Annotated in this window: 19 protein-coding genes and 1 pseudogene; 12 read left to right on the top strand and 8 right to left on the bottom strand. The window is 69.5% G+C overall.

Features of this window, described 5'->3' with window-relative positions; all coding sequences use genetic code 11:
- Positions 1-6: 6 nt before the first annotated feature.
- Both DFR50_RS20800 and DFR50_RS20795 read right to left on the bottom strand, forming a co-directional pair.
- A complete protein-coding gene (locus DFR50_RS20800) occupies positions 7-222 on the bottom strand; it encodes a YbdD/YjiX family protein (RefSeq protein ID WP_113891189.1) in 216 nt (71 codons plus the stop codon).
- Positions 219-2,279, bottom strand: a complete 2,061-nt coding sequence (locus tag DFR50_RS20795; RefSeq protein WP_113891188.1) for a carbon starvation CstA family protein — start codon at positions 2,277-2,279, stop codon at positions 219-221. Before DFR50_RS20795 ends, DFR50_RS20800 begins: the two co-directional genes overlap by 4 nt.
- Positions 2,280-2,467: 188 nt before the next feature.
- On the opposite strand from DFR50_RS20795, the gene DFR50_RS20790 reads away from it, so the two are divergent.
- On the top strand, positions 2,468-3,961 hold the full coding sequence (locus DFR50_RS20790; protein ID WP_113891187.1) for an alpha/beta hydrolase: 1,494 nt from the start codon (positions 2,468-2,470) through the stop codon (positions 3,959-3,961).
- Between the two features lie 5 nt (positions 3,962-3,966).
- Here DFR50_RS20790 and DFR50_RS20785 read toward each other — a convergent pair whose 3' ends face one another.
- Entirely contained in the window at positions 3,967-4,938 is a 972-nt protein-coding gene (locus DFR50_RS20785; RefSeq protein ID WP_281016865.1) for an NAD(P)H-binding protein, read from the bottom strand.
- A 257-nt stretch (positions 4,939-5,195) separates the two neighbouring features.
- Here DFR50_RS20785 and DFR50_RS20780 point away from each other — a divergent pair, with 257 nt between their 5' ends.
- The 5 genes from DFR50_RS20780 to DFR50_RS20760 all read left to right on the top strand — a co-directional run bounded on the left by DFR50_RS20780 (position 5,196) and on the right by DFR50_RS20760 (position 9,286).
- Positions 5,196-6,026 carry a hypothetical protein gene (locus DFR50_RS20780; protein WP_113891185.1) on the top strand — a complete coding sequence of 277 codons (831 nt, stop codon included), beginning with the start codon at positions 5,196-5,198 and terminating at the stop codon, positions 6,024-6,026.
- A gap of 24 nt (positions 6,027-6,050) precedes the next feature.
- A complete protein-coding gene (locus tag DFR50_RS20775) occupies positions 6,051-6,941 on the top strand; it encodes a dienelactone hydrolase family protein (RefSeq protein WP_113891184.1) in 891 nt (296 codons plus the stop codon).
- A gap of 107 nt (positions 6,942-7,048) precedes the next feature.
- Positions 7,049-7,396, top strand: coding sequence for a YciI family protein (locus tag DFR50_RS20770; RefSeq protein WP_113891183.1), 348 nt, complete (start codon positions 7,049-7,051; stop codon positions 7,394-7,396).
- A gap of 16 nt (positions 7,397-7,412) precedes the next feature.
- Positions 7,413-8,702: an RNA polymerase sigma factor gene (locus tag DFR50_RS20765; RefSeq protein ID WP_113891182.1), complete on the top strand. Its 1,290-nt coding sequence runs from the start codon at positions 7,413-7,415 to the stop codon at positions 8,700-8,702.
- 149 nt (positions 8,703-8,851) lie between these two features.
- Positions 8,852-9,286 carry a hypothetical protein gene (locus tag DFR50_RS20760; RefSeq protein ID WP_113891181.1) on the top strand — a complete coding sequence of 145 codons (435 nt, stop codon included), beginning with the start codon at positions 8,852-8,854 and terminating at the stop codon, positions 9,284-9,286.
- A gap of 108 nt (positions 9,287-9,394) precedes the next feature.
- Here DFR50_RS20760 and DFR50_RS31550 read toward each other — a convergent pair whose 3' ends face one another.
- A complete protein-coding gene (locus tag DFR50_RS31550; protein WP_147262830.1) occupies positions 9,395-9,694 on the bottom strand; it encodes a hypothetical protein in 300 nt (99 codons plus the stop codon).
- 274 nt (positions 9,695-9,968) lie between these two features.
- Here DFR50_RS31550 and DFR50_RS31545 point away from each other — a divergent pair, with 274 nt between their 5' ends.
- Positions 9,969-10,598 carry a hypothetical protein gene (locus DFR50_RS31545; protein ID WP_147262829.1) on the top strand — a complete coding sequence of 210 codons (630 nt, stop codon included), beginning with the start codon at positions 9,969-9,971 and terminating at the stop codon, positions 10,596-10,598.
- Between the two features lie 173 nt (positions 10,599-10,771).
- Here the strand turns inward: DFR50_RS31545 and DFR50_RS20750 are convergent, their stop codons facing one another.
- Positions 10,772-11,755 carry an NAD-dependent epimerase/dehydratase family protein gene (locus DFR50_RS20750; protein ID WP_113891179.1) on the bottom strand — a complete coding sequence of 328 codons (984 nt, stop codon included), beginning with the start codon at positions 11,753-11,755 and terminating at the stop codon, positions 10,772-10,774.
- A 75-nt stretch (positions 11,756-11,830) separates the two neighbouring features.
- Here DFR50_RS20750 and DFR50_RS20745 point away from each other — a divergent pair, with 75 nt between their 5' ends.
- From DFR50_RS20745 to DFR50_RS20735, 3 genes are all read left to right on the top strand, one after another.
- The gene (locus DFR50_RS20745) at positions 11,831-12,475 is read left to right on the top strand and encodes a glutathione S-transferase family protein (RefSeq protein WP_113891178.1); all 645 of its coding nucleotides are present in this window, start codon (positions 11,831-11,833) and stop codon (positions 12,473-12,475) included.
- Positions 12,476-12,697: 222 nt separating this feature from the next.
- Entirely contained in the window at positions 12,698-13,948 is a 1,251-nt protein-coding gene (locus tag DFR50_RS20740) for a DUF898 family protein (RefSeq protein WP_113891177.1), read from the top strand.
- 146 nt (positions 13,949-14,094) lie between these two features.
- The gene (locus DFR50_RS20735) at positions 14,095-15,045 is read left to right on the top strand and encodes a M48 family metallopeptidase (protein ID WP_425376084.1); all 951 of its coding nucleotides are present in this window, start codon (positions 14,095-14,097) and stop codon (positions 15,043-15,045) included.
- Here DFR50_RS20735 and DFR50_RS33640 read toward each other — a convergent pair.
- From DFR50_RS33640 to DFR50_RS20720, 3 genes and pseudogenes are all read right to left on the bottom strand, one after another.
- A pseudogene (locus DFR50_RS33640) lies at positions 15,041-15,166 on the bottom strand (NAD-dependent epimerase/dehydratase family protein); the annotation flags it as partial. The gene DFR50_RS20735 and the pseudogene DFR50_RS33640 sit on opposite strands and share 5 nt — an antisense overlap.
- A gap of 57 nt (positions 15,167-15,223) precedes the next feature.
- Entirely contained in the window at positions 15,224-16,537 is a 1,314-nt protein-coding gene (locus tag DFR50_RS20725; protein WP_147262828.1) for an acyltransferase family protein, read from the bottom strand.
- Positions 16,538-16,670: 133 nt separating this feature from the next.
- Positions 16,671-17,786, bottom strand: coding sequence for a branched-chain amino acid ABC transporter substrate-binding protein (locus DFR50_RS20720; RefSeq protein ID WP_113891173.1), 1,116 nt, complete (start codon positions 17,784-17,786; stop codon positions 16,671-16,673).
- Between the two features lie 73 nt (positions 17,787-17,859).
- On the opposite strand from DFR50_RS20720, the gene DFR50_RS20715 reads away from it, so the two are divergent.
- Positions 17,860-18,498, top strand: coding sequence for a CGNR zinc finger domain-containing protein (locus DFR50_RS20715; protein WP_113891172.1), 639 nt, complete (start codon positions 17,860-17,862; stop codon positions 18,496-18,498).
- The gene (locus tag DFR50_RS20710; protein WP_113891171.1) at positions 18,495-19,835 is read left to right on the top strand and encodes a branched-chain amino acid ABC transporter permease; all 1,341 of its coding nucleotides are present in this window, start codon (positions 18,495-18,497) and stop codon (positions 19,833-19,835) included. The genes DFR50_RS20715 and DFR50_RS20710 overlap by 4 nt, the downstream gene beginning before the upstream one ends.
- Positions 19,836-19,852 lie beyond the last annotated feature (17 nt).

Genomic DNA, 19,852 nt, shown 5'->3' with positions numbered 1-19,852 from the left:
CGCCGGTCAGCAGCAGCCGCGCAGACGCCCCTTGCTCACGTCGTAGCGAGCGCTCTGCCGCTCGCGAAAGAACTCCTCGTAGGTCATCACCGGATCGCCGGGATGGTTGGCCTTGCGATGCGCGACATAGGTCGGATAGTCGGGCACGCCGACCATGAGGCGGGCCGTCTGCGCGACCCTGTCGCAGACGAAGCGCGCCCGGCTCGTCAGGGTCTCGCTCATTCCGCCGCCACCGCCGCGCCGCCGATCTCGGCGGTCGTCGCCTTGGTTTGCCGCAGCGCCCGCAGCGCCTCGCGGACGCCGTAGACGAGCATCACCAGAACGATCGCGACGAAGATCGCGGCGAGCGTCGCGTCGACGTAGTCGTTGAACACGATCTGGCCCATCTCGGCCGCGGTCTTGGCCGGCGCCAGCACCTTGCCGGAGGCCGCCGCCTCGCTGAAGCGCATGGCGTGGGCGACGAAGCCGACCTTCGGGTCGGGATTGGCCACCTTCTCGATCCCCGCCGTCACCGTGCAAACGACCAGCCAGGCGGCCGGAACGAGCGTCACCCAGGCGAACCGCTCGCGCTTCATCTTGAACAGGATGACGGTGCACAGGATCAGCGCGATCGCCGCCAGCATCTGATTCGAGGCGCCGAACAGCGGCCACAGCGTCCAGATGCCGCCGAACGGATCGATCACCCCCTGATAGAGGAAATAGCCCCAGCCCGCGCAGGCGAGCGCCGAGCCGATCAGGTTGTTGGTCCACGATTCGGTCGACCGGAACGCCGGGACCACGTCGCCGATCAGGTCCTGCAACATGAAGCGCAGCACGCGGGTGCCGGCGTCGACGGTGGTGAGGATGAACAGCGCCTCGAACAGAATGGCGAAGTGATACCAGAGGCCGGCGAGCGCCGGGCCGCCGAGGAGGCCGGAGAGAATTTGCGCCATGCCGACGGCGAGCGTCGGCGCCCCGCCGGTGCGCGACAGAATCGTGGTTTCGCCGACGTCGTGCGCGACCTGGGTGAGCATGTCCGGCGTGACCGCGAAGCCCCAGTTGGTGATGACCTCGGCCGCGTGGGCGGGATCGGTCCCGATCAGGCCGGCGCCGCTGTTCATCGCGAAATAGACGCCCGGATGGATCGTCGTCGCCGCCACCATCGCCATGATCGCGACGAAGGATTCCATCAGCATCGCGCCGTAGCCGATGAAGCGGATCTGGTTCTCGTTCTCGATCATCTTGGGCGTCGTGCCCGACGAGATCAGCGCGTGCCAGCCCGACACCGCGCCGCAGGCGATGGTGATGAACAGGAACGGGAACAGGCCGCCCGCCCAGACCGGGCCCGAGCCGTCGATGAACTTGGTCACCGAGGGCATTTCGAGGTCGGGACGCACGACGATGATGCCGATCGCCAGCAGGAGGATGGTGCCGACCTTGAGGAAAGTCGACAGGTAGTCGCGCGGCGCGAGCAGGAGCCAGACCGGCAGCACGGAAGCGACGAAGCCGTAGCCGATCACCAGCAGGGCGAGTTCGGCCCCGGTGTAGGTGAAGGCGGAGGCGAGCGCCGGAGTCTCGGCGACGGTGCGGCCGAAGACCAGCGCCAGCAGCAGCAGCACGGCGCCGATCGCCGACATTTCGCCGATGCGGCCGGGACGGAGATAGCGGCTGTAGAGGCCCATGAACAGCGCGATCGGGATGGTGCTGGCGACCGCGAACGTTCCCCACGGGCTCCCCTTCAACGCGTTCACCACGACGAGCGCGAGCACGGCGAGCAAAATGACGCAGATCAGGATGATGCCGACGCCGACGACGCCGCCCGCGACCGAACCGATCTCGGTGCGAATCATCTCGCCGAGCGACTTCGCGTCGCGCCGGGTCGAGAAGAACAGGACGACCATGTCCTGGACGGCGCCGGCGAACACGACGCCGGCCAGGATCCAGAGGGTTCCCGGCAGGTAGCCCATCTGCGCCGCCAGCACCGGCCCGACCAGCGGCCCGGCGCCGGCGATCGCCGCGAAATGATGGCCGAACAGCACGTAGCGGTTGGTCGGGACGTAATCGAGGCCATCGTTGTGGCGATAGGCCGGCGTCACCCGTTTCGGGTCGGCGCCGAGCGCGGTCGTGACGATGAACAGGGCGTAGAACCGATAGGCGATGAAGTAGATGCACACCGCCGCGGTCACTAGCCACGCCGCGTTGACGGGCTCGCCCCGGGTGAGCGCGACGACGCCGAAGGCGACCGCTCCGAGGACCGCGACCGCGATCCAGATCAGCTTCTCCCGCAACGCCATCCCCATGTCCTCCCTCGATCCGTCTTCGGCTTCCTGGTCGCGCCCGGGCCGACGTCCGTCCACATTGCGCGGGAAGGCTAGCACGCCGCCCGGCAAGATTGTAGCGGCTGGGATGCGGCTGGAGAAGCGTCTGGCGCGGCGCGCCCCGAACGCCTATCTCGACGGTCCCGTCGCCGCCCCCGGACAGGACAACCGTGCGCGTCTCCCCTCCCCGCCTCCTCGCCCTGCTCGCCGGCCTCCTGATCTGCGCCGTCGCGATCTGGCGGTTGGAGGACGCGCGCGCGGGCCTGACGATCACGCCGCTCGCGGTCGGCTCGACGCCGGCGACGGTCTATCGGCGCACGGACGGCGGCAAGGCGCCCGCGGTGATCATCGCCCACGGCTTCGCCGGCTCGCGCCAGTTGATGGAAGCCTACGCCCTGACCCTGGCCCGCGCCGGCTACGTCGCCGTCTCGTTCGATTTCGAGGGCCACGGCCGCAACCCGACGCCGATGCGCGGCGACGTGACGCGCATCGACGGGACCACGCAATATCTCAAGCGCGAGATCGGCCGGGTGACGGACGCGGCCCTCGCCCTCCCCTCCGTCGACGGCCGCGTGGCGCTGCTCGGGCATTCGATGGCGTCCGACATCATCGTGCGGCGCGCGCTGGAGGACCCGCGGGTGGCGGCCACCGTGGCCGTGTCGATATTCTCGGAGGCGGTGACCCAAACCGAGCCGCGCAATCTGCTGATGATCGACGGCGCGTGGGAGCCGCGCCTGCGGGCGGACGCGCTTCAGAACGCGCGCCTCGCCGATCCGGCGGCGAGGGAAGGCGAGACCATCGGCGACCCGGCGCGGGGCGACGGCCGGCGGACGGTCGTGGCGCCGGACGTCGAGCACGTCGGCGTCCTCTATTCGCCGACCGCGCTCGCCGAGGCGCGGTCCTGGCTCGACGCCGTGTTTCACCGCGAAAGCGCCGGGCCGGTCGCCGCGACCGGCGGATGGATCGCGCTGCTGCTCGCCGGCGTCGTGCTGCTGTCGTGGCCGCTGGCGGCGCTGCTGCCCGGGGGCGAGCGGCCGTTCCCGACCCTGCGGCGGAAGACGTTCCTCCTCGCCACGCTGATCCCGGCGGCGGTCACGCCGCTGGCGCTCGCCCGGGTCGACACGCATTTTCTGCCCGTCCTGGTCGCGGATTACCTCGCCGTCCATCTGCTGCTCTACGGCGCGCTGGCGCTCGGGATCCTGGCGCTGAGCGGCGTCCGGATCGGCCGCGTCGCGTGGCTCGGCGCGCTGGCGCTGGCGGTCTATGGCGTCGTCGTCTTCGGCGGCGCGATGGACCGCTACGTCGCCTCGTTCATGCCGACGCTGGCGCGGCTGCCGATCATCGCCGCGATCGCGGTCGGGGCGGTCCCGTACATGCTGTCCGACAGCCTGGTGACGGACAACGGCAGGGCGTCCTGGCTGCGCGTGCTCGTCGCCCGCGGCGCCTTTCTCGCATCGCTGGCCGCGGCGGTGGCGCTCGATTTCCAGCGCCTGTTCTTCCTGATCCTGATCATCCCCCTGATCGTCCTGTTCTTCGTCGTCTTCGGCCTGATGGGGGGATTCGTCGGCCGGCGGACGATGTCGCCGGGCGCGGTCGGGATCGGGCTCGGCGTGATCCTGGCCTGGACGCTCGGCGTCGCGTTTCCGATGTTTTCGGCCGGCTGAAGGCGTCAGAACACCGCGTGGTCGCCGCGCTCGACCGCCGCTTCGCCCTTGATCAGGCGCGCGTAGAAATCGAACAGCGTTTCCTCTCCCGTCGACGGCGTCGCCGCCGCGTCGTAGCGCCCGGTCGCCGGGTCGAGGAGCAGCATCGATTCCGACGCGTAATAGCGGCCGATGCGCGCCAGCTCCGCCTTTTCGGCGAGCGCGGGGATGACCCGACCGAGCGCGCCGAGCGTAAAGACGATCGCGTCGAGCAGCGCCAGCGGCGCATGCCGGAACTTCGGCTCGCGGCCGAGCAGGGCGAACAGGCGCTCGCCCTGCTGTTTCGGCGTGATCGCCTCGCCTGGGCCGCCGATCGGCAGAATGCGGTTGAAGCGGCGCTCGTCGTCGAGGCATTCGGCGATGTAGCGGCCGAGATCGTCGTCGCTGATCGGCTTGCACGCCGTCAGTTCGCCGTCGCCGAACACCAGGAACGGCTTGCCCTGCTTCACCCGCTCGACCTGACCGGACAGCGACTTGAAGAAGGCGGTGGGCCTGACGATCGAGTAGGTCAGGCCGGAAGCGACGAGGGCGTTCTCGAACGCGAGCTTGGCCTGCTGGAAGGCGAGCAGCGGCTTCTGCACGCAGATCGCCGACAGCAGCGTCATGTGTCGAACCCCGGCCTCCTGCGCGACCGCGAGCGCGTCGACATGCGCCTGGTAGTCGATCGCCCAGGCGTCCTTCGGGGCGCCGGTGCGGGAGGCGAGGCACGACACCAGCGCGTCGAAGCGCTCGCCGCGAAACCCGTCGCGCGCGAGCGACGCCCTGTCGGCGACCTCTCCGAACCGAACGGCGCAGCCCGCGAGCAGCGCGACGCTGTCGTCCGCCGTCAGACCGCCGCCGACGCCGGCGCGTGGCCGCACGAAGCACACCACCTCGTGACCCCGCCGCGCCAGCGCGCGCGCCGCAGCGCGGCCGATGGTTCCGGTCGCGCCCAGCACCAGCACGCGCTTTCCCGCAGCGGCCCGATCCGGCGGCCTCGTCGCAGCGTCCATCGTCAGCCCCATCCTCGACAGGCGCGTGGATAATCAGAACGCGACCGAAAGGCCAGACCGAACCGACGCGCCCACGCCCCGGCTTCCGGCGAAAGCCGAAGGCGCGAAGGCCGGCCGCGCAATGCTGTTGCGGAATCGCAGCGTTGGGCAATACCATGCCGGTTGCGGGGGGTTGGGGAACACAGTCGGACTGCGAGGTCGCGATGCCGACAAGGGACAGCCGTCGTGGCCGAGGCCCGGCGCTGACGTTTGCAGTCGCGTGGGCGGCGCTGGCGACCGGAGCCGCGGCGCCCGCGGTGGCGTCCGACCGTTCGACCTGCAGGTATTTCAGCCAGTTGCCGGACGACTGCGCCGACGCCGAGCAGCGCAAGTTCGACAATCTGCGCGGCTACCGCTTCGAGGAGATCGACCTCCTGGCCCGAGACGTGATCAAGAAGGTGCTGTACGTCAGCATCTACAACACGACCGGCCAGAACGGCGGCGACGAGACGCGCGATTCGGCGCCGGAAGACGCCGCCGGGCGGGTGGACCCGAAGAAGGTCGCCAAACAGTTTCAGGCGCTCTCGGTTCAGTTGAGCCCGCCGCGCTACTGGGCGCTCGACTGGTTCGCCGACCGGGTCGGCGCGGTGCGGAGTTTCGACGGTCTCGACGCCGCCTGGATGGGCAACGGCGCGGCCGCCGAATCCCGCCTGTCGGCGAAGACGCCGCCGGAGCGCTATCATTATCAGGCGTTCCCGCGCACGGCGATCGAGGGGTTCCGGAAGGGCGGCAAGGTCTATGTGCTGGACGACCCCAAGGGCCGCGCCTGGGTGCTCTCGGCCTTTACCGCCAAGGCCACGCCGAACGAGAACGACGACGACCTGGCCTCGCTCGGCGATCGGCTGAAACTCCCGGCGGGGTGGAAATTCCGCGCCGTTACGCTCGACCGGGATCTCACCCTCGAGGCCAGGAGCGGGCCCTCCGCAGCGATTGAGGACGAACTGGGCGACGTGTACCATCTGGCGGGACCGGGGCAGAGCAACTTCACGCCGTGAGACCGGACGGAGGAGGAGACGCTCATGGAGCGGAAACGAGCCTCGGACTTCCCGCAAGGGCTGCTGGATCTGTTCGATCTCTACGTGCACGGCGGCCTCAGCCGCCGCGCCTTCCTCGACGGCGCGCAAAGGTTCGCGTTCGGTTCGCTGACGGCGGCGGCGCTGTTCGACATGTTGCGGCCGAACTACGCGTGGGCCATCCAGGCGGCGCCGGACGACCCGCGACTCGTCGCGCGCTTCGTCAGCGCGCCGTCCCCGGCCGGCACGGGGACGGTCAACGGCTACCTGGTTCGGCCGGCGACGGCGGACAGGCTGCCGGGCGTGCTCGTCGTCCATGAGAACCGCGGCCTGAACCCCTATATCGAGGACGTCGCGCGGCGGCTCGCGCTGGCGAACTTCATCGCCTTCGCGCCCGACGGGCTGACCGCAGTCGGCGGCTATCCGGGCGACGACGAACGGGCGCTCGCGCTGTTCAAGACGATCGACCCGGTGAGGATGCAGGCGGACTTCCTCGCCGCGGCGAACTGGCTGAAGGCGCAGCCCGACTGCACGGGCAAGATCGGCGCGGTCGGCTTCTGCTTCGGCGGCGGGGTCGTCAACACGCTCGCGGTGGAAATGGGCGCGAGCCTTTCCGCCGCCGTCCCGTTCTACGGCCGGCAGCCGACCGCGGCCGAGGCGGCGAAGATCCGGGCGCCGGTCAACGCGCAATACGCCGAGCTCGACACGGCCATCACCGCGGGCTGGCCGGCGTACGAGGCGGCGCTGACGGCCGCCGGGGTTGCGCACGAAGGCCACGTCTACAAGGGCGCCAACCACGGTTTCCACAACGACACGACGCCGCGCTACGACGAGGCGGCTGCGACGGAGGCGTGGACGCGGACGATCGACTGGCTCAACCGGTATCTGCGGGGGTGAGCGAAAGGCGGCGTGTCTTTTCGGCCGGGCGGCTGTCGAAACGGCCGCAACCCGAACGTCTAGGCTTCGAGCGCGGCCGAGGCGCCGCGCCCTCGTGGAGACGAACGATGCGCTACCTGTTGATGATTCATGCGGACGAAAAGGCGATGGAGGCCGCGCGCAAGGAGGACGCCGGCCGGATCATGGCCGCCTACGGAGCCTACACGACGGCGATGAAGGAGGCGGGAGTCTATGTCGGCGGCGAACGCCTGCACCCGAGCGCGAACGCCACGGTCGTGCGCGCCGAGGGCGGCAAGACCCGGGTGCTGAACGGGCCCTACGCCGAGATCAAGGAGCAGCTCGGCGGCTACTACCTGATCGAGGCCGCCGACCTCGACGCCGCGATCGCCTGGGCGGCGCGCTGCCCCGGCGCCGCGACCGGGGCGATCGAGGTCCGGCCGGTCTGGACGATGTGACCGGCGCGGGGTCTCGATGAAGCCGGAGCCGCTCTCCGGGTCTGAACCGGCGCGTGCGGCCGCGGAGCGGGTCGCGCGCGAAAGCTATGGCAAGCTCGTCGCTTTCCTCGCTGCGCGCGAACGCGACGTCGCCGGAGCGGAGGACGCGCTCGGCGACGCCTTCGCCGCCGCGCTCGCCGTCTGGCCGCGGCAAGGCGTTCCGTCCAACCCGGAAGGCTGGCTGGTGACGGCGGCGCGGCGCCGGCTGATCGACGGCGGTCGCCGTCGCCGCAACGCCCAGGCGTCGGAGCAGACGCTGACGCTGATCGCGGACGAACTGGAAGCGGCGGAGCGCGAGGCGATTCCCGACCGCCGCCTCGCGCTCATGTTCGCCTGCGCCCATCCGGCGATCGACACCGGCGTCCGCGCGCCCCTCATGCTGCAGACGATCCTCGGCCTCGACGCGGCCGCGATCGGTTCGGCCTTTCTCGTCTCGCCGGCCGCGATGGGCCAGCGGCTGGCGCGCGCCAAGGCGAAGATCCGACTCGCCGGCGTTCCGTTCCGCATCCCCGAGCGCGAGGATCTGCCCGCCCGTCTCGAGGCGGCGCTCGAGGCGATCTACGCCGCGTTTTCGCTCGGCTGGGACGAGACCTTCTCGGACGACCCGCGCGGACGCAACCTCGCCGAGGAGGCGCTCTGGCTCGGCCGCATGGTGGTCGCGCTGGCGCCCGACGAGCCCGAGGCCAAGGGCCTGCTCGCGCTGATGCTCTACGCCCACGCCCGCCGCGCCGCCCGCCGCGACCGCCTCGGCCGCTACGTCCCCCTGAGCGAGCAGGACACCGCGCGCTGGGACGCGGGCGCGATCGAGGAAGCGGAGGCGCTGTTGCGGCGGGCGAGCGGCGCGCGGTCGGCCGGGCGTTTCCAGCTCGAGGCGGCGGTCCAGTCCGCGCACGCCGCGCGCAGGCTCACCGGCTGGACCGACTGGGAAGCGGTCGCCGCCCTCTACGACGGTCTCCATGCGCTGACCGGTTCGCCGGTGGTCGCGATCAACCGGGCGGTCGCCGCGGCGCACACGCGCGGGCCCAGCGAGGGGCTCGCGCTCCTCGACGCCGCCGGCCGCGCAGGCGGTCTCGACGCCTTCGAGCCGTACTGGGTGGCCAGGGCCGATCTGAGCGCCCGCGCGGGCGACCGCGCCGCGGCGCGCCACGCCTACACGACCGCCATCGGGCTCCAGACCGACCCGGCGGCGCGGGCGTTTCTCGTCGAAAGGCTCGAGGCGGTCGACCGCGGCGGCCGCAGCGGCTTTCACGGTCACGAAACCATATGATTTTGCGGGACCTTAACCCTGCCCCAAGGGAACCTTTTCCGTAGCGTGAGGATTCATCTCTCGGAAAAGATCGGCGCGCAGGGTGGCTTCAACACGGCGGCGCCGACGGTCGATGCCGGCCGGTCGCGGATCAGAGCGAGGAATTGCACATGGGTCTCGCAGTCGAGCAGAGCCGAACGATCGTCAGCGCCATGATCCTCGGCCGCAGAGTCACCGCCCAGGACGTAGCCTGGCTCAGGCGCGAAGTGTTCGCCGAGGGCGAGGTCACCCGGGAGACGGCGGAGGAATTGTTCGCGGTCGCCGGCGCGCGCATGGACAATGCGCCGGAATGGACGGAACTGTTCGTCGAGCTGATCACCGACTACGTCGTGTGGCAGTCGCGGCCGACCGGAATCGTCGCCGACGAAGAGGCGCAGTGGCTGATCGAGCGAGCCGACGCCTGCAAGTCGATCGAGGCGCTGGCGGTCCTCGTCAACGTGCTCGCCGAGGCGCATCGCGCGCCGCAGTGGTTCGTCACCGCGGTCAGGGCGCGCGCGGCGCAATGGCGGTCGGTGGAAGCGGCGCTGAGGGCCAGGGCGAGTTGAGGAGCGCCGATCTCTTCCCCACTTTGCCGCAAACGGAATGCGCACGAGTTGGCGACCACATTGCGACGCGAGAGCCGCCGCGAGCACGCCCGTCGACGGCGCGACCCTCTAGGAGATCGCGGCGGCCATTTGCCGCTCGGCCGCCCAGGTCCTCGATATCGCGCGTTCGCGCGGCCTCGCCATGTCGCGCAGCGCCTGGGTCGTCCGCCGGGCGCTGATGCGGCGCTTGGACCGCGGCACGACGCCGGCCGAGGCGCGCTGACGCACCTCCTCGTCTTCGTCCTCGATCATGACGCCGCCATCCCCGGCGCGTGCCGCACGTCGTGCGCCACAATGCTCCTGTTGACGGCTGAAACGAACCGGAGCGACGCCGGCCTCCTTCCGTTTGTGTGTCGAGCGCACGCTCATGGTTGAATCTACGTAGTGGATCGCCTGGATGGCGTGCTAGATTGCTCAGGTCGATCGGCGAGGCGAGGAACGCCTTAAATTAAAAAAGACTTGCAAAACGGATGCCTCGGTCTCTGCGACGGCGGTCTATCATTTCAAGAGCAGTTGGCGAAGCGGCGCTTTTGATTGCAAACGAAAGCATGGAGCCTCGACGTCGAGGTCTGGTTTCAGTGGACGCAGCCGCCGAACGACGCCTTGGTTATAAAAATAATGAATGGACTACGGAGACTTGCCAATGAAGACGTATGGCAGGCTGGCGCTCGCGCTCTCTATTGGGTTGGTATTTTGCTCAATTGAGCATTCCTATGGCGCAGAACTTGATGCTGCTGATGCGGCAGGCATCAGAAAATTCGAGGGAGGCCATCCTTTTCTTCTGGGCTTCCTTGGGGTTATGGGCGCGATTGGCAATCTCGAAGATCGCACGGTTTTGGAATTCGATGTTGGCGCCCTTCCTCCCGCGGCTCGGCGGCCCATAGAGCTCATTTTGCCTGTCTCGAACATTGATCAACCCGGTGGTCCGCCTGGCTGGATTAATGTCTTTACATTTATCGGCGGCGGCGTTGTCCATTCATCCGACTTTTTTGCTGGCGATCCTTTTGCAACAATAAGCTCCGGCGATGGCGCCGTCGAAACATTAAACCTCGACGTTACAACTGCTGTTCAAGATACGATCGCCAATGGCGGACGATTTCTCGCGTTTCGGCTATCGACCACCAGCGAAGACAGGTATTTCCTGGGTAGAGAATTTGGGCTACCCGACCCTACACTGAGTTTTTCCGTTCCCGAGCGCTCGACATGGGCAATGATGCTCGCGGGCTTCGCGGGCCTCGGCTTCGCGGGGTATCAGCGAACGAGAGCCGCCTAGACTGGCGCGCTTCGGCCCGGCGCGTCTCGCGGTCCGCCGCAAGCCCCGCCTCGCGCATGTCGAGGCGCGCCTTCGCGGCGCAACCCGCCTGCCGACTCCAGCCTGCTCGGCCGCCACGGGTCGCCAAGCCGCCAGCCGGCCTGCAGCCTGCCCAGCAAAGGACACGCATTCGTCTACGAGGCCGCGCCAGGTCCGTTTTCAAAGCGTCCGGGATGATACCCCTTCTCGCCGATCGCCTTCGCCAGCGGCCCGCGGATGTCGCCGGTTTCCTTGAGGCGCGCGACGACCGACTCGAAATCCCACTTCGGCCGCCAGCCGAGCTCGGCTCGCGCCAGCGCGTTGTCGTAGACGCGGTCGATCGAGGCGGCCATGCGCCAGCCGCGGCGGGCGTATTCCTCCCGCCAACCCCCGGCCCGCTCGCGCGCGACCGCGGCGGCGTCGGAGCGCAGCCGGGCGGCGTCCTCACGCTGAAAGGGCGTCGTCGCGCTGATGATGTATTTGCCGAAGCCGATCGCCGGCGCGCGCTCCGCCGCCGCGAGGTGCGCCTCGACCACATCCTCGATCGCGACCCGCCGATAGAGAAATTCATTGAGCTTCAGATTGTCGTCCGGGAACGCCGCCCGCGCCTCCGGATCGTCGTCGGCTTCCGGGAAGAAACGCGAGGTTCTCAGGACGATGCAGGGCAACCCCTCGTTGCGCCAGAACAGCCGGCAGAGGTCCTCCGCCGCGGTCTTGGTGACGCCGTAGATGTTCTTCGGCGACGGCGCGACGGTCTCGTCGATCCACGCCGCGGGCTCGCCCGGCGGCGGTTTCAGCGCGTCGCCGAAGGCGCTGGTGGTCGAGGTCATGATGAAACGCTCGACCCCGGCCCGGACCGCCTCCTCGAGCAGGATCAGCGTCCCGCGCACGTTGGTCTCGACGAAGGCGTCCCGCCCATGCGTGTCGACATGCGGCTTGTGCAGCGTCGCCGTATGCAGGACCGTCCGGACGCCCTGCATCGCCGGCGCGACGACGCCGCGGTCGGCGACCGAGCCGACGATGTCGGTGAAGGGCGCGGGCAGGATGTCGAGTCCGGCCGCGGCGCGGTCTTCTGCGCGCAGCGAGCGCATCAGCGCTTCGCCGAGATGGCCGGCGCTTCCGGTGACGAGAATGGTCATGGCGCATGTCCCGGCGCGGCTTGACGCCGCCCCGCCGTCGTCTAGCACAGGGGCGGGCGCGAAGGAGGCCGACCGATGCTCAGGATCTGGGGACGGAGAAACTCGTCGAACGTGCAGTCGGTGATGTGGACCGTGGCGGAGCTCGGCCTCCCGTACGAGCGCTACGACTTCGGCCACCGCTTCGGCGGGGTCGACACGCCCGAATTCACGGCGATGAACCCCAACCGGACCGTTCCCGTCCTGCGCGACGGCGACGGCGAGCCGCTGTGGGAGAGCGCCGCAATCAACCGCTATCTCGCGAGCCGCTACGGCGCCGCGCCCTTCTGGCCCCAGGACCTGGCGGCCCGCGCCCAGGTCGACAAGTGGGCCGAATGGGCCAAGGTCAACGTGACGGGCAATTTTTCCGCGCCGGTCTTCGCGGCCATCGTGCGCACGCCGCCGAGCCGCCGCGACCCGCAGGCGATCGCGAGGGCGATCGCGGAGCTCGACGGTTATCTGGACATCGCCGAGCGCCGCCTCACCGCCCTTCCCTACCTCGCCGGCGACGATTTCACCCTCGCCGACGTCGCGTTCGGCTACCTGCTCTACCGCTATTTCGACATCGACATTCCTCGGCCGCCGCGCCGCAGCCTGGCCGACTATTACGCGAAGCTGACCGCGCGGCCCGCCTACCGCGAGCACGTGATGGTCTCCTACGACGAGCTCCGCGCCGCGCAGTGAGGCGGGCGACGGGGTCGCCCTTCGGCCTGCGCGTCCGGGGGGCGACCGCCTCGCGTTCGGCGAGGTCGGCCAACGCAGGTGACGACGTCGCGATCGGCGTCGATCGCCAGCGGCCGCCTGGATGCGCCGCCGCGCCGCCTTCGGCGTCGCCGACGACTCACAGACAGAGCGCGGAAAGCAGTGTATATACGTTGCGGGAACGCCGATCGGAGGCCGCAACGCATGTCCGCCCTGACGTCCTCGGAAACGTTGGACGGCGTCTCCGCCCCGAAATTCGAAAGCGACGCCCGCTCGTTCTTTTGGTTCGCCGCGAAGGGCGGCCTGCTCGAAATCGTCACGGTGGGCTTCTACCGGTTCTGGCTCCTGACCGGGATACGCCGGCGAATTTGGTCGGCGACCTCGCTCGAAGGCGACGCGCTCGAATACACCGGCCGGCCGCTCGAGATTCTGATCGGCTACCTGATCGCGCTCGCGATCCTCGCGCCGCTGTTTCTCGCCTCGTTCCTGGTCGGACTGCTGGCGGAAACCGCAGGCTTTCCCGACGATCTGGCCTGGGCCGCCGCGTGGGCGGCCGGCGCCGCGAGCTTCGGCTTCATCTACCTCCTGCTCCAGTACGCGTCCTACCGCGCCCGGCGATATCGTGTAAGCCGCACGGTCTGGCGCGGCGTCCGGTTCTGGATGAAGCCGGCGGGATGGCGATACGCGTTTCTCTCGGTCGGCCTGATGATCGTGGTGATCCTGACCCTGGGGCTCGCCCATCCCTGGCGCGCAGCGGCGCTCGAACGCTTCAAGTGGCGGCGCACCTTCTACGGCGACCTGCCGGCGCGCTTCGAGGCAACGGGGTGGGCGTTCTTCAAGGCCGGCGTCGGCTTGTGGGTCCTCGCCACGCTCGCCGTGCTGCTTCCCATCGGCCTCCTGGCCGACGCGGCGGCGACCCGAAACGAATCGCTGCTGCCGTTCGCCTTCCTCGTCGCAGCGCTCGCCGTGCCTGTGCTCTTCTGGGTGTGGGCGGTGTTTCAGGCGCTCGAATGGCGCTGGTTCATGAACGGCCTCAGGATCGGCGGCGCCGGCTTCGCGTGCACACTGAAAGGCTGGAGGGTCGTCCGCATCTATCTCGGATACGTCGGCGTCGCGCTCGCCATTTCGCTCGCGAGCTCGATCGCCGGCGTCGCGATCCACGCGGCCATCGCTTCGCCGCCCTCGCCGACCGCGAAAGGCGCCGGGGACGCCGTCTGGATCGCGTCCTCCGCGGCCTCGGCTTTGGCCTATCTGGCCGTCCTCGCGTTGATCGGCGCCGCGCACCGCACCTATCTCGTTCACCAGTTCTGGCGCGCCGTGGTCGACTCGACCTCGGTCGCCAACGCCGAAACGCTGAGGCTCGCTCGCCGGGCCGGGCAAGCCAGCGACGCGATCGGCGAAGGGATGCTCGACACCGGGTTGCTCGACGGCTTCGACCTGGGAGCGGGCTTTTGAGCGCGGCGCACGCGCCGGACGGGCGCGGGCGATATTTCGACGGCGAGACGGCCTCCGGTCGGGAGGTCGCGTTGCGCTTCGGCGCCGCCCTGGAGATTCGCGACGGCGAGCAAACGCTCGCCGAGTGGCGCTACGCGGCGATCCGCATGGTCGACGCGGCCCCCGCCGCGCTCAGGCTGAAATCGCTCGACGCCGTGGAGCTTGCGCGTCTCGATGTCGCCGATCGCGACTCGCGGGCGCGCGTCGAAGCCGCTTGCCCGAACCTGGGGCGAACCGGTCTCACGGCGCGCGAAGTCGCGCGCATTGTCTTCTGGTCGCTGCTCGCCGCCGCGTCGGTGGCGTTCGTCGCCATCGACGCCGCGCCGCGCCTCGCCGACCGCATCGCCCCCCTTGTTCCCGAAGCGATGGAGGCGAGGCTCGGCCGCACCGCGGCGACCGAAGTGAGGGCGATGTTCGGCGGCGACGGGTGCCGCGAAGCCAAGGGCGTCGCCGCGCTCGCGGGCCTCGCCAGGCGCCTCGCCACCGCCGGCGAGCTCGGCAGGCCCGTGACTGTCACGGTGCTGAGGAGCGGGATTCCGAACGCCTTCGCGCTGCCCGGCGGGCGTGTCTATGTGCTGAGCGCGCTCATCGACAAGGCCCACGACCCCGACGAGCTCGGCGGCGTCGTCGCCCATGAGCTCGGCCACGTCGCGCATCGCGACGGCTTGCGGCTCATGATCGCCGATGGCGGCGTCGCCTTCCTGCTCTCGCTGCTCATGGGCGACGTGTCCGGCGCAACCCCGGTGATCTTCATGTCGCGCGAACTCGTCACCTCGGCGCATTCGCGCGAGGCGGAGGCGCAGGCCGACGCATTCGCCGCGAGCGCTCTTCACCGGCTCGGGCGGCCCTCGGCCCCGCTCGGCGCGTTCCTGCTCCGCCTGACAGGCGAGCAGAGCCAGAGCATGATGGCGTATCTGGCGTCCCATCCGCTGACCCGGGACCGGCTGGCGGCGTTGAGAGCGGACGACGCCGCCAACGACGGCCCGCCCCTGCTCGACGCGAACGCGTGGGCGGCGGTCAAGGCCGTGTGTCCGGGGAAGCCGGGCGGGGCCGACTGACGCCGTGCATCGCCGGCGCGACGACGCCGCGGTCGGCGACCGAGCCGACGATGTCGGTGAAGGGCGAGGGCAGGATGTCGAGTCCGACCGCGACGCGGTCCTCTGCGCGCAGCGAGCGCATCAGCGCCTCGCCGAGATGGCCGGATGAGCCGGTCACGAGAATTGTCGTGGGCGAGGACTACAAGATTCGCCGCACCCCGGGAATCCGGAGCAACGCCTGCGCGGTCATCCAACTGAACAGCAGCGCGAAGGCAAAGGTCGCCACGAATTTCGCCCCGGCCGGAAGCGGCTGGCCGAGCAGGGCGAATTGCGCCCACAGAACAAAAACATAGTGGACGATATAGATCGCGTAGGCGCTGCGCGCGAGCGAATCCATCCAGGCGCGGCGGGTGCGAACCACGCCCCGGAACAGGGCGAGGAAACCGAAGCCGCTCGCCACGCAACTGATCACCCACAAGATCGCTTCCAAAGCCCCCATGCCGTGCGCCGACAGGAGGCTCGTCAAGCTTTGGTTGCGCGGGACAAAGATCAGCAGGTTATACGCGACAAAGCAGCCCGCCAGCCACCAACGCCAGTCGCGCGCCAGTCGACCGTTCCGCGACAGCAGTCCCCGTTCGAGATCGTCCGCGCCGACCCAGGCGCCGGCGAAGAACCAGGCGAGGTAGAGGGCGATGCGGCAGACCTGGAAATAAAACGGCTTTGTCAGCAGGGGGGCCCAAAAGCCAAACCCGAAGATCGACAGCATCGGCAGATACAGCAGGGCGCAAACACAAACCATGGCGCCAAAGGCTGGCAGCGGGCGCTCCTTGAACCATCTGGACACTGACGGACAATCGAACGTGCGCCGGGGAAAAGCAGCAAATAGGGCCGCCGCGACGCCGTCGAAGAGCAGCAGCACCCAGACAAACCAAAGCGGCCCGGGAGGCCAGCCGTGCGTGATGTGCTGGCGCCAGAACTCGAGGTAGCCTCGGGGGTGACCGGCGGCGAGCCAGGCGGCGTAATAGGCCGCCGGCATGAGCGCCGTCACGCCGACCGCGAACGGCAAGCCCAATCGCAGCAATCGTTGACCCAGGAAAGCCGCCGCGCCGGAGCGCCGCAGCGAAGGCAAGACAAACAGGCCGGATATGAAAAACATCAGCGACATGAAAAACACGTCGTTGAAATTCTCGGCGTAATCGAGGAACAGCCAGCGCGCTCCATCGACAACAGGCGCGGTCGAAGCCAAATAGTTCTTGGGATCGATGCGGGCGAAATGGGTGTAAGCCAGACTGCTATGGTGCGCCACGACCATGAGCGTCAATGTCGCTCTGAGGTAATCCAGAGAGACGTCTCTTGCCGACTTCGCATCGGCTACGAAAGGCTTCGGGCCCGCGTGCAAGACAACCTTTCCGGTCTCATCACTCGGGTGGCCAGAAACCAAGCTGGCGGAACCCTTCGCCAACCATGCAAACCACAGTGCGCCGACCGCCGCAAGTGGAGCGAGGCGTCCCATCGCCGCCGTCCGTCCGACGCGGGTGAAGCGCCGCCGCGTCTGCGGCGGCCGCGCCCTGGCGAACCGAACCGACGAGGGCGACAAAACGAAGCGCGGGCCGCCGACGGGACGCGGCCAGCGCCGCGCGTTCGTCCTAAAGCTGCTCGAACCCGATCTTGCCGTCGGGCTGCTTCTTCCAGACGTACCAGACGTAGTCGACCGTCGTGCGGTCGCCCTTGCCGTCGAAGGCGATGTCGCCGATCACGGTGTGGAACGGCATGCCGGAGTGCATGACCTTGGCGACCGCCTTCGGGTCGAGCGATTTCGCCGCCTCGGCCGCCTGCTTCAGAATCTGGACGCCGGCGTAGGAGTAGAGCGTGTAGCCCTGCGGCTCGAAGCCTTTCGCCTTGAAGGACGCGACCGCCTCCGCGGCGTTCGGGTTCCGGCGCGGTTCGGGGCCGAAGGTCATCAACGTGCCCTCGACGCCCGGACCGCCGATCTGGGCGAATTCCGAGTCGGTGATGCCGTCGCCGGAGATCATGACCGTCGTCATGCCTTGGTCGCGCATCTGGCGCAGGATCAGGCCGCCCTCGGTGTGCAGGCCGCCCCACATCAGATAGTCGGCGCCGGATTCCTTGATCTTCGAGACGATCGCGGAATAATCCTTTTCGCCGGTGTTGACGCCTTCGTAGAGGACTTCGGCGACGCCGAACCCGTGCATGCTGTCGCGCGCCGCGTCGGCGAGGCCCTTGCCGTAGGTGGTCTTGTCGTGGACGATCGCGATCTTCTTGCCCTTGAGCTTGTCGCGGGCGAGTTCGGCCCAGACGAGGCCCTGCTGGTCGTCGCGGCCGCAGGTGCGGAACGCGTCCCACAGCTTGCGGTCCGTCACCTTCGGGTTGGTCGCCGAGGGTGTGATGAAGAGAATGTCGTTCTCCGCATAGACGTCGGAAGCGGGGATGGTCACGCCCGAGTTGAAGTGGCCGATGACGAACTTGACGCCGTCGCCGACGAATTTGTTGGCGACCGACACGCCCTGCTTCGGATCGCTGACGTCGTCGCCCTGCTCGAGCGCGAGCTTCTGGCCGAGGATGCCGCCCGCCTTGTTGATGTCCTCCACCGCCTGCCCGGCGCCTTGCGCGAGCTGGGCGCCGAAGGCGGCGTTGGCGCCGGTGATCGGTCCGGCGACGCCGATTCTGACTTGAGCAGGCGCCGGCCCGGCGATGGCGAGAGAGACGGCGAACGAGAGAGACGCCAACACGCTGTTCCGCATCTTAACCTCCTATTGTGCTTTGATCAGTTAGCTTGCGGAAGGTAACAGGTAGACCTAACTTGTAAAGCGTGGAATGACAGTTAGCGACGCCCCCCTCCCCCCGTCCCGCGCCGGTTCCCTGCCGCTCGTGGGCGGATCGTTGGCCTTCGACTTCGCCAACACGGAGTCCGGCCGCGGCACGGACCAGCATCAAAATCACCTGCGCGAACCGGAGGACGTCGTGGCCTGGATCGAGCACGCCGAGGCGCTTTCCGGCCCGGACGTCGCGTCTCTGCGCCGGGCGCTCGACGGCCGGCCCGGACGGGCGCAGGCGCTCCTCGGCGACGCGCTCCCCTTGCGCGCGGCGATCCAGACCGTCGGCGAATCGATCGCCGGGGGCGCCCCTCCGCCCGACGACGCGCTCGCGGCGCTCTCGGCTCTGCACGCGCGCTGCCTCGCCGCCGGCCGCCTCGCGATCGCCGACGGGCGCGGCTTTTGGCGCTGGCGCGTCGAGGCCGCCCCGGTCGAGGCGGCGCTCGGCCCGATCGCGCTCGCCGCGGCGAGACTGTTCACCGAGGGCGACTTCAGCCGCATCAAGGTCTGCGAGGGCCACGCCTGCGGCTGGCTGTTCTGCGACACGAGCCGGAACAACGCCCGCCGGTGGTGCGAGATGGAGGTGTGCGGCAATCGCGCCAAACAGAAGCGGCTGGCCGCGCGAAGGCGCGGCCAGTGAAGCGGATCGCGCTCGCCATCGCCCTCGCCGGCCTGCTCGCGGGCTGCTCGCCCGTCGTCGAGACCGATCAGGCCCGGCTGTGCCGCATGGCCCTGCCCGCGCTGACGCCTGACGGCGGCGAGATCTCGATCCTGAGCGAGCGCGCCGACCCGGACGGCCGCGGGCTCGAGGTCGCATTTTCCTCGAGCGCGCCCGGCGAGGCGCCGGGCCGACACGTCGCCGCCTGCCGCTTTCGGGCGCCCGGACGACCGCGGGAGTCGCGCGACCTGACGGCGCTGACCCTCGACGGCGAGCCGCTCGACGAGGGGCGCCTGTTCGTCCTCGTCCGCTACTGGCTCGCCACGCCGGACGGCCGCGCCGCCGACCCGGCGCCGCTCGGCGGCATCCGCGACGCGCCCGTCCTGCCGAGGCGCGCGGTCTACGCCATCCAGATGGCGGTCGACGGGCTGCCGCTCGCGGCGGTCTACGCCCTGCTCGCCGCCGCCTATTCGCTGATCTACGGGCTCGTCGGCCGGATCAACTTCGCTTTCGGCGAGCTCGCGGCGGCGGGCGGCTACGGCGCAGCGATGACCGCGCTGGCGCTCGCCGGGGCGCCCCCGGCGCCGCTGCTCGCGGCCGCCTTCGTCATGGCGGGCCTCGTGGTGCTGGGCTGGGGATACGCGGCGGCGCATGCGGTGTTCATCCCGCTGAGAAACGCGCGCGGCTTGCAGATGATGGTCGCGACCGTGGGCCTCGCCATTTTCCTTCAGGAACTGCTGCGCCTCGCGCAGGGCGACCGGACGAGCTGGATGACGCCGGTGCTCAATCGGCCGTTCGCGCTGGCGCGCTCGCCCGACTTCGTCGCGGTCGCGAGCCCGATGACCTTCGTGTCCGCCGGCGTCGCGCTCGCGGTCGCGGTCGCGCTCGTGGTCGTCTTTCGCCGCACCCGGGCCGGGCGCGAATGGCGCGCCTACGCCGACGACCCACTCGCGGCCGAGATGCACGGGGTCAGCCCGGCGGCGACCCTTGCGCGCGCTTTCGCGCTCGCGGGCGCGCTCGCCGGCCTCGCCGGCGCGATCATGACGGCCGCCTTCGGCGCGGTCGGCTACGCGCTGTCGGCGACCCTGACCCTGAAAGCGCTGGCCGCGGCGATCGTGGGCGGCATCGGATCGCTGCCGGGCGCCTTTCTCGGCGGGCTGGTGATCGGCGCGGTCGAAACCGGATGGTCGGCGGCGTTCCCGATCGACGATCGCGACATCGCCGTCTACGCCCTCATGATCCTGTTCATCGCCCTCAGGCCCTCGGGCCTGCTCGGAAAGAGCGCCGTTCCCGTCGGCCTGCGACAAGGCCGATCTTGACTTGGGCGCCGCCCGTC

This window comes from Roseiarcus fermentans, assembly GCF_003315135.1.
In the GTDB taxonomy this organism is placed as follows: domain Bacteria; phylum Pseudomonadota; class Alphaproteobacteria; order Rhizobiales; family Beijerinckiaceae; genus Roseiarcus; species Roseiarcus fermentans.
This window is presented reverse-complemented; position numbering and strand designations above follow the sequence as displayed.